The sequence below is a fragment of the Corallococcus sp. 4LFB genome, assembly GCF_046520365.1.
Classification (GTDB): domain Bacteria; phylum Myxococcota; class Myxococcia; order Myxococcales; family Myxococcaceae; genus Corallococcus; species Corallococcus caeni.
This window is the reverse complement of record NZ_JBKGHJ010000395.1, coordinates 1-8,179: the sequence shown is the minus strand read 5'-3', so window position 1 is coordinate 8,179 and position 8,179 is coordinate 1. Positions and strand designations below refer to the sequence as shown.

At 71.4% G+C, this 8,179-nt stretch carries 9 protein-coding genes and 1 pseudogene; 2 read left to right on the top strand and 8 right to left on the bottom strand.

The window, feature by feature from the left end; genetic code table 11:
- Positions 1-107: 107 nt before the first annotated feature.
- The 3 genes from ACLEQD_RS31695 to ACLEQD_RS31685 are packed head-to-tail and all read right to left on the bottom strand — an operon-like array spanning position 108 to position 3,703.
- Positions 108-1,217 (bottom strand): pilus assembly protein, encoded by a 1,110-nt coding sequence (locus ACLEQD_RS31695; RefSeq protein WP_410389239.1) that lies wholly within the window; start codon positions 1,215-1,217, stop codon positions 108-110.
- Positions 1,217-2,842, bottom strand: coding sequence for a pilus assembly protein (locus ACLEQD_RS31690; protein ID WP_410389238.1), 1,626 nt, complete (start codon positions 2,840-2,842; stop codon positions 1,217-1,219). The genes ACLEQD_RS31695 and ACLEQD_RS31690 overlap by 1 nt, the downstream gene beginning before the upstream one ends.
- A 36-nt stretch (positions 2,843-2,878) precedes the next feature.
- Entirely contained in the window at positions 2,879-3,703 is an 825-nt protein-coding gene (locus tag ACLEQD_RS31685) for a TadE family protein (protein ID WP_410389237.1), read from the bottom strand.
- 125 nt (positions 3,704-3,828) lie between these two features.
- Here ACLEQD_RS31685 and ACLEQD_RS31680 point away from each other — a divergent pair, with 125 nt between their 5' ends.
- The gene (locus tag ACLEQD_RS31680; RefSeq protein WP_410389236.1) at positions 3,829-4,014 is read left to right on the top strand and encodes a hypothetical protein; all 186 of its coding nucleotides are present in this window, start codon (positions 3,829-3,831) and stop codon (positions 4,012-4,014) included.
- Positions 4,015-4,024: 10 nt separating this feature from the next.
- On the opposite strand, the gene ACLEQD_RS31675 is transcribed toward ACLEQD_RS31680, so the two are convergent.
- The 5 genes and pseudogenes from ACLEQD_RS31675 to ACLEQD_RS31655 all read right to left on the bottom strand — a co-directional run bounded on the left by ACLEQD_RS31675 (position 4,025) and on the right by ACLEQD_RS31655 (position 7,530).
- A complete protein-coding gene (locus ACLEQD_RS31675; RefSeq protein WP_410389240.1) occupies positions 4,025-4,423 on the bottom strand; it encodes a CBS domain-containing protein in 399 nt (132 codons plus the stop codon).
- 204 nt (positions 4,424-4,627) lie between these two features.
- A pseudogene (locus tag ACLEQD_RS31670) lies at positions 4,628-5,568 on the bottom strand (chloride channel protein); the annotation flags it as partial.
- A gap of 331 nt (positions 5,569-5,899) precedes the next feature.
- Positions 5,900-6,454, bottom strand: a complete 555-nt coding sequence (locus ACLEQD_RS31665) for a MarR family winged helix-turn-helix transcriptional regulator (RefSeq protein WP_410389235.1) — start codon at positions 6,452-6,454, stop codon at positions 5,900-5,902.
- A 129-nt stretch (positions 6,455-6,583) separates the two neighbouring features.
- Positions 6,584-7,294: a LysR substrate-binding domain-containing protein gene (locus ACLEQD_RS31660; RefSeq protein ID WP_410389234.1), complete on the bottom strand. Its 711-nt coding sequence runs from the start codon at positions 7,292-7,294 to the stop codon at positions 6,584-6,586.
- Positions 7,216-7,530, bottom strand: coding sequence for a LysR family transcriptional regulator (locus ACLEQD_RS31655; RefSeq protein ID WP_410389233.1), 315 nt, complete (start codon positions 7,528-7,530; stop codon positions 7,216-7,218). The genes ACLEQD_RS31660 and ACLEQD_RS31655 overlap by 79 nt, the downstream gene beginning before the upstream one ends.
- A gap of 122 nt (positions 7,531-7,652) precedes the next feature.
- Between ACLEQD_RS31655 and ACLEQD_RS31650 the strand changes: the two genes are divergently transcribed.
- The coding region (locus ACLEQD_RS31650; RefSeq protein ID WP_410389232.1) for a DMT family transporter at positions 7,653-8,179 on the top strand (527 nt) is incomplete at its 3' end.

Genomic DNA, 8,179 nt, shown 5'->3' with positions numbered 1-8,179 from the left:
CGGGCGCGGCCGGCGGTCCTTCAGCAGCGCGGCGGTGGCCACGAGCGCGAGCAGCCCGCCCAGGCCCAGCCAGCGCGTGAGCGCGCCCGTGCGGTCCGTCAGGCCACTCATGGGATGCAGGCGTCGCTGTTGTAGTGGAAGTAGGCCGCCGCCGCCGTCGTGGACTGCGTGTACTCGGACTCCGGGGCGTAGGAGAAGGTCGCGCCCTGGAAGAAGTTCCCGCGGCACCGGTACGCGCGCATGGGCCAGTTGTCGCCCCGGCCTCCGGAGTTGGAGAGCCCGCGCTTCGTCTTGATGTCGTTGGGCTCGCAGTTGCCGAAGCAGTAGCTGGTGTCGTTGCGCCAGTATGCGGCCTGGAGCACGTCGCCGGGCACCGTGCGCGTCGGCCGGCCCGCGGCGAAGCGGCCCGCGGCCGGCACCTCGCGGATGAGCACGGAGTCGCGGACGTACTCCTCGGAGAAGGGGAAGTCGAGCCCCAGCACGGACAGCACCCCCTCGATGGCCTCCAGCGCCCCGCCGCCGCCGCTCGCCACGCCCGCGTAGACGATGCGGCTCACGCGGTCGTGCGTGTGCTGCTCCACCCGCTCATACGTCTGCGACGGCGCGTCGCCCGGCTCCCACGCCCGCCACGTGTCGTGGAAGAGGTAGAAGTGCTCCTCGAAGTCCAGGTCCAGCTGGTCGCCGTCGGAGCCCGTCGTGTAGAGGGCGATCTCCCGGGGGATGATGCGGTTCACCAGCTGGACCCGCACGTCCGCCTGGACCGCGCCGACGCTGGGGTCGAACCCCATGTCCTCCGCCAGCTGCTGTGGAGAGCTGCCCAGCGCCCCGATGGCCGCGCCCGCCAGACCGCCCACGCCCGACTGGGAGCCCATCTTCGACAGCGGCACGCTTTCGAGCGGCGCGTCCGCGTTCTGGGCCTGGACCTGGATGGTGAGCCCGTTCTGGTAGGCGGTGCCCAGCGTGCCCGTCTTGGTGGAGCCGTCCAGGTCCTGGTAGCGCTGCCGCGCCTCCGCGACGACGGTGGAGAGGTCCTGGCGCACCGTGCGCTCGAAGGCCACGAAGCGCGCCATCTCCGCCATCTTGATGCGCGCGCGCTGCACCTCCCAGAAGTAGTTCGCCCAGAGGACCAGCACGACGAGGAGCGGCGCCAGCAGCGCCAGCTCCACCGTTGCCGTCCCCCTCGATGCGCGGCGGGTATGACGCGTGCCGGGGCGCATCAGTAGTTCATGCCTTGAATGAGCCATTCGCTGTCCGCCCAGGCCGGCACCAGCCACTTGAGGTGCTCCGCGTCCCAGTGGGTCTGGATGGGCGCCAGGCGCGCGGTCCAGAGCGGGTTGAAGAAGTTGGGCTCCTCCTTCCACTGGCCGGGCCGGTGGTAGACGGCGCGGCCCACCGCCATGGCCATCATGCCGCCGGTGCGCTGGCGGAAGTCCGCCGCGTAGCCGTCCTGCTTGCCGCCCACGTACTGCCAGGTCATGTCCAGGTACGACTCGCGGATGGCCTCGTCGTTGTTCTCCGCGGTGTTGTACTTGCCGTCGCCGCTGCCCTCCATGAACGCGTTCTGGGACAGGTTCTCCAACTCGTAGACCGGCTTGCCGCCGGTGCGGTCCGCGCCCATGTCCTTGCCCAGGACGATGAGGTTGCACGGGTAGCCGAAGTGGTTCTGCCGGGGGCTCACGAAGCTGGTGTCGGAGGTGACGAACGGCGTGATGCCCAGCCACGGGTGATGGTCATCCGTCTTGCTGGAGCCGTACTCCTGGTGGAAGCCACCCCGGTTGTCCGCCGCCGCCCGGAAGCGCAGCCGGAAGACGTCGCTCCAGCCGAAGAGGAAGCAGGTGGGGCGCACCTCGATGCGGATGTCGTCCGACGCGAAGAGCTGATCCTTGCGGTTGTTCTCGAAGTTCTCGTCGAAGCTCTTGATCTGGCTGTCCGCCGTCTTGCGGATGCGCAGCTCCCCGATGCCGACGCACAGCCGGAACTCCCACTTGCGCCCGATGAGGATGGGCCCCTCGCCCTGCGCCGTCCACGTGCGCCGCACGCCGTTGGCCAGGTTGCCCATCAAGAGGCGGTACTTGGCCATGTTCGGATCCGACAGCTTGTTGGCCGACACCAGCTTGGCGCGCGTGAGCATGCCGGTGGGGTCCACGCCCATGGTGGGACTGCTGCTGAAGGGGCCGTCGTCCAGGACGTGGAGGAAGTTCTTGGCGTTGGAGTAGTTGATGTCCGCCGGGTTGCCGAACAGCGAGGAGACGGACGCGTTGTTGAAGGACTGCCCGGAGTCCATGTCCACCGTGACGTCCGCCCGGGGGTCGGTGCCCGGGATGACGTCCCCGTGCCCCTTCGTGGTGTAGAGGTCGAAGAGGGTGCCCGTGAGCATGGCCTCCTGGGCCAGCCACAGCGCGATGTTGAGCGCTGTCAGCACCGGGATGAGCAGTCTCGAGACGGTCTCCACCGCGACCTTCCAGGCTTTTATCGCCTGGGAGACGGCCGTGAAGACGGCGCCGATGCCGGGGATGTATTGCAGGTACTTGGCCGCGACGCCGATGGTGCGGTCCAGGTACACCGCGTGGCTCACGTAGGACATCACCGTGAGCATCGCGGAGTAGTGCACGATCATCGCGCGGTTGGTGTACGCGAGGAAGTTGTAGGCCCGCGCCTCCTTCACCGCCAGCGAGTACGCCTGCGCGTCCGCGGCGTCCTGCAGCTTGATCTTCTCGTACACGCCGCGGCCAATGCCCACCGACGTCATGATGGTGACGGCCAGCACCAGCATGACCACCACCCCAAGCACCATGGCCTGCCCGCGCTCGTCGCGCCGCAGTCTCCGCAGAATCCGAAACATCCGAGGGGGTCCTTCTGGCCAGCGTCGGGGGAGACGCTAGCCGTCCACGGCGCATGCGTTGGGACCGTATGCGCCGCTGTTGAGGAGGTTGGACTGCATGCGCATCGAATAGGTGGCGACGACGGGGATCGCGAAGACGTTGCTGTCGGCGAGCGTGCGGATCTTCTTGTGATCGGCGCTCTGGCCCGCGCCCTGGTCCTCCAGGTGCTTCGTGAGGCTGCCGCCGTTCACCTGCTGGGTGGTGAAGTTGACGCCCCGCATGGCCAGGCCGTTGAGGGCCTCGCGGCCCATGTAGAAGGCGTGCAGCTGCCAGTTCGCGAACGGGATGCGCATCTCGTAGAAGTACGTCACGCGCACCGTGAGGAGGTTGGCCTCGATGACCTGCGCGTTGCGCACGTCGTCGTAGTCCAGCTCCCGCCCCTGCATGTGAGAGCCATACGAGGCGAAGAGGCCGGGCAGCTGGCTCTTCCGGGGGTTGAGCACCTCCACCCGCATGCGCTCCAGGTCCACCTGCTGGTAGCGCTGGTTCTGGTCCGCCAGCTTCGGATCCGTGTAGGCGTCATGGACCAGCGCCACGTTGATGAGCGTGTCCACGCGGCCCTTGCCGCCGGACCTGGGCGGGCCCAGCGTGGGCAGCACCGCCACGTAGGCGGCCTTCTTCATGATCTCGCAGTCGCCGTGGTTGACGATGCCCGCGCGCGCCGCCCGGTACGCGGCGTACTCCGTCATCAGCCGCGCGTGGTGCAGCGTCCCCAGCTGGAGGATGCCCAGGATGAGGAACACCATCACCGGGATGACCAGCGCGGACTCCACGAGCGCCTGGCCCGACTCACCGGGATGGGTTGACAGGGACCTTTTCATGGGACGTCCAATCTTCACACGGTGTGTCATGGGGATGCCAGTCGGCGGCCGCCCGGTGGCCCGCCAGCCTCTCCCATGAAACAGGGCGCATCCAACACCGGACACGAAAAGACGGTATCGGGCGCGTGGACGCGTCCGGACCGAAAGAGGCCACCCGGTGGGTGGGGCGGGTTCTACCGGGAGTGTTGCGCGGGCTGCTGGGCACGGTGCACAAGACGCCCTGCGCGGAGGGCCTCCGCCAGACGCTCGCGGCGCTGCGCGGGGGCCCGGAGGCGAAAACACGCCCCGCGCCGGTCCCCGCGACGACCTGAACCGCCGCGCTCAGGCGGGCCGTGGAGAGGCCGGACGCGCGCCGCCGATGCCGCGCTCCCGCGTGCGGGCGTTCGTCAGCCGCTGGCGGTGGCCCCCGAGCAGATCGCTGCGGGTGAGGATGCCCACGACGTGCTCCGGCCGGGCGCGGGAGACGACGGGCAGGCGGCCCACGCCCTCGTCCATCATCAGGTCCGCCGCCTCGCGCAGGGAGTTGTCGTCGAAGACCACCGCGGGCGGACGCTTCACCACGTCCCGCATCCGCCGCCCGGCGCTGTCCTGGCCGTCCAGCAGGTCCCTCCGGGTGACGACGCCCACGAGCGCCCCTTCGCGGGAGACGACGGGGAAGCCCTGGTGGCGGGAGCCCGCGGCGTCGGTCGTGAGCCACGCGCGCACCTCCTCCAGGGGCATGTCCGCCTGCAACGTCACCACGGGCTTGAGGCCGTGGTCGCGCACGAGCGCCTGGCCCAGCGCGTCCGCGCCCAGCTCCGTGGGGATGCGGACGCCGCGACGGGCCAGCTTCTCCGTCATGATGGAGTGCCGCATGAGCAGCGCGGACGCCAGGTAGGACGCCGCGCAGCCGGCGAGCAGCGGCAGCAGGCCCATGGGCTGCCGCGTGGTCTCGAAGGCGAACACCACCGACGCCAGCAGCGCACGGGACGCTCCGGCGAAGAGGGCGGCCATGCCCACCAGCGCCGCGACGCGCACGTCCACGCCCAGGCCGGGGAACAGCTGCGTGGCGAGCAGCCCCAGGCCGGAGCCCAGGCCTCCGCCCAGCGTGAAGAGGGGCGCCAGCGTGCCGCCGGACGTCCCGCTCCCCAGCGCGACGGACCAGGAGATGAACTTGAGCGCGCAGAAGACGAGCATCGCCGTCCCCACGAAGCGGCCGGACAGGATGTCCTCGATGTTGGTGTAGCCCACGCCCAGCGTGCGCGGGGACAGCAGGCCCACCACGCCCACGACGATGCCGCCCAGCGCGGGCCACCACATCCAGTGCAGGGGCAGCTTCTCGAACGCGTCCTCCAGCCAGTACACCGCGCGCGTGCACAGCACGGACGCGCCTCCGATAACCAAGCCCAGCGCGCCGTAGAACGCGAGCGCCGTGCCGGACGGCGTGGTCAGGTCCGGGATGGCGAACGCGGGCGCGCGCCCACGAAGGCGATGCGCACGCCCGTCGCGGTCGCGGTGGCCAGGGCCACGGGGATGACGGAGCGGGGCTTGAACTCGAAGAGCAGCAGCTCCACGGCGAGGAGCACGGCGGACACCGGCGCGCCGAACGTGGCGGCCATGCCCGCGGCGGCGCCCGCGGCCAGCAGCGCCTTGCGCTCGTCCGCCGTGACGTGGAGCGCTTGGCCCAGGAGCGACCCCAGCGCGCCGCCCGTGGCGATGATGGGCCCCTCCGCGCCGAACGGGCCGCCCGTGCCGATGGCGATGGCCGACGACAGCGGCTTGAGCAGCGTCATCCGGGGCGGGATGCGGCTCTGGTTGAAGAGCACCTGCTCCATGGCCTCCGGGATGCCGTGGCCCCGGATGGCCCGCGAACCGTAGCGCGCCATCAGCCCCACGATGATGGCGCCCGCCACGGGCACGAGCACCCCCCAGCCTCCCAGCGTGTTGTCGCCGGGCGACACCGGCTGCACGGACAGCCGCCCGAAGTAGGCCAGGTTCGTCACGAAGTGGATGAGCGTGCCCAGCCCCTGCGCCACCAGGCCGGCGGCGACCGCGAGCCCCACCGCCAGGACGCTGATGAACACCGTGCGGGAGTCCACCGCCACGGAGGCGGTGGGGGTGCGCAGGCTGGCGAGCGCGGGGCCCAGCGACGGGGCCACCGGGAGGCCGGCCCGTTCCTCCGGCCGCTCGCCCAGGCCCTCCTCGAGGCGTTCAGCGTCAGGCTTCTTCATCCGCGGGCTCCTGGGTCTTGCCGCGCCGCTTCGGGCGCGAGGATTCGTCTTCGAAGAAGAGCGGGGCGGCGTCCCCGTCCAGCCCCAGCGCGCGCACCCAGGCATCCAGTCCCTGGACCAGCCCCGCGCGCACGTCGGGCTTCAGGCCGCGCAGCCCGGAGATGAGCCGGGCCTGGGCCATGGGCGGCGCCTTGCGCACCAGCGCGCGGCCCCTGGGCTCCAGCGCGACCTCCACGCGGCGGCCGTCCTCGTCGGAGCGGCGGCGGCTCACCAGCCCCTGTTCAATCAGCTTCGTGACGACGACGGACACGCTGCTCTGGTGCGTGAGCGTGCGCTCCGCGAGCGTGTTGATGGAGCAGGGCCCGGACTCCGCCAGCTCCTGGAGGATGAAGAGCTGGGCGCCGCTGATGCCCACCAGCCGCTCGGAGGCGCGTGCGGAGACCCGCAGCAGTCGCACCAGCCGCCGCACGCCGTCCATGGCCGCGCGCACCTCGCCGGAGACGTCCGCCGGCGGCGGCGTTCGATTTGAATGGGAGCCCATATATCTGCCCGCAACCTACGGGGCAGGGGGCACGGGCACAAGCGAAAGCGCGGGGGATGCCCGGCTGCCTGGGGGCCAGCAGGAGGGCGGCACCCGGCGAGGGGCGGCGTCACCCTGGGCTGGTGACTGTCATTGGGAGGCCTTCCGGCGCGGCGGTGCAACGCCCTGGGTCGCGGCCGGGACCGGCGGGTCCGGGCGGTCGCGCTGGGCCAGGAGCCAGTCGCAGAAGAGGCGCGCGGCCGGGCGCAGCCGCCGGTGCGAGGGATGGACCACGAAGTAGCTGGCGCGGGTGGGCACGATGGGCCCGGCCAGCCGGATGAGCCGGCCGTCCGCGAAGTAGGGCGTGACGATCTTCTCGCGCGCCAGCGCCGCGCCCAGGCCCTGCACCGCGGCCATCAGCGCGCCGGTGGTGTCGCTGAAGCTGTAGCGCTCCTCGACGCGCACCCCGCGAACGTCCGCCGAGCGGAACCAGTCCTGCCAGCCCTGGCGGGAGAGGTCCCCGATGAGCGGGAGCTTCGCCACGTCCGCCGCCTCGCGCACGTGCTCGATGCCCGCGAGCCGCGGCGAGGCCACGGGGAACAGGGCGTCGTCCATCAGGGGCTGCGCGCTCAGGCCCGGCCAGGGGGGCTGGCCGTAGCGGATGCCCAGGTCCGGTCCGCCCTCGTCGAAGCGGGTGAGCGCCATCTCCGTGTCCACGTGGATCCGGACGCGCGGGTGCAGGGCCGTGAAGCCTGACATGCGCGGCAGCAGCCACGCGTACGTCAGCGAGTGCACGGTGGTGACGCGCACCACGGCGTCCTCGTCCCGCGAGTGCTTGAGGCTCCCGAGCACGTTGTCCATGTCCGACAGCGCGGAGCTGGCGCGTCCGCGAGCTGGCGCCCCTCGGCCGTCAGCGCCACGCCCCGGGCATGCCGCTGGAAGAGCACGACCCCCAGCCGGTCCTCCAGCTTGCGCACGTGGTGGCTGACCGCGCTGGCGGTCAGGTGCAGCTCCTCCGCCGCGCGGGCGAAGTTCTGGTGGCGGGCGGCGGACTCGAAGGCCGCCAGGGCGGGGAGCAGGTCGGTGCGCAGGGTCATGGGCCGAGCCTCAAATCTGGCTCATGTCTGACACGGAAACGATGCGCTTGTGAAGCGCGGGGTCCGGCGTGAAGAAGGGGCCAGACAGAAGTCAGATTCCTTTCTCGCACGAGGGGGCCGCCATGAGCGCTTCCGTTCCCACCCATCCCCAGGCCGTGACTCCTCCCTTCAACCGGGCGTGGCTCACGCCCCTGGAGCTGGGCGGGCTGGCCGCCATCTGGGGCGCGTCCTTCCTGTTCCTGCGCATCGCGGCGCCGGCCTTCGGTCCCATCCCCCTGGTGGCGCTGCGCCTGGTGCTGGGCTCGGCGGTGCTGATGCCCTTCCTCTGGCGCGCGCGCTCGGCCATCCGCCCCGCGCTGTGGCCCCGGCTGGCGCTGGTGGGCGTCATCAACGCGGCGGTGCCCTTCTCGCTCTTCGCCTGGGCCGCGCGGCAGGCCCCCGCGGGCGTCGGAGCCATCACCAACAGCATGGCGGTGCTCTTCACGGCGCTGGTGGCGTTCGTCTTCTACGGCGAGCGCATCGGGGGCCGGCGCGCGGTGGCGCTGCTCGCGGGCTTCGCCGGGGTGGTGGTGCTGGCCAGCGGCAAGGCCGCGGGCGCGAGCGTCGCCTGGGCCGTGGCGGCGGGGACCACGGGCGCGTTCCTCTACGG

What these genes read in the sequence shown, in the direction of transcription:
- ACLEQD_RS31695 (WP_410389239.1), bottom strand. Translation starts at nt 1,217, where the DNA reads ATGCGCCCCGGCACGCGTCATACCCGCCGCGCATCGAGGGGGACGGCA.
- ACLEQD_RS31690 (WP_410389238.1), bottom strand. Translation starts at nt 2,842, where the DNA reads ATGTTTCGGATTCTGCGGAGACTGCGGCGCGACGAGCGCGGGCAGGCC.
- ACLEQD_RS31685 (WP_410389237.1), bottom strand. Translation starts at nt 3,703, where the DNA reads ATGAAAAGGTCCCTGTCAACCCATCCCGGTGAGTCGGGCCAGGCGCTC.
- ACLEQD_RS31675 (WP_410389240.1), bottom strand. Translation starts at nt 4,423, where the DNA reads ATGCCCCTGGAGGAGGTGCGCGCGTGGCTCACGACCGACGCCGCGGGC.
- ACLEQD_RS31665 (WP_410389235.1), bottom strand. Translation starts at nt 6,454, where the DNA reads ATGGGCTCCCATTCAAATCGAACGCCGCCGCCGGCGGACGTCTCCGGC.
- ACLEQD_RS31660 (WP_410389234.1), bottom strand. Translation starts at nt 7,294, where the DNA reads ATGGACAACGTGCTCGGGAGCCTCAAGCACTCGCGGGACGAGGACGCC.
- ACLEQD_RS31655 (WP_410389233.1), bottom strand. Translation starts at nt 7,530, where the DNA reads ATGACCCTGCGCACCGACCTGCTCCCCGCCCTGGCGGCCTTCGAGTCC.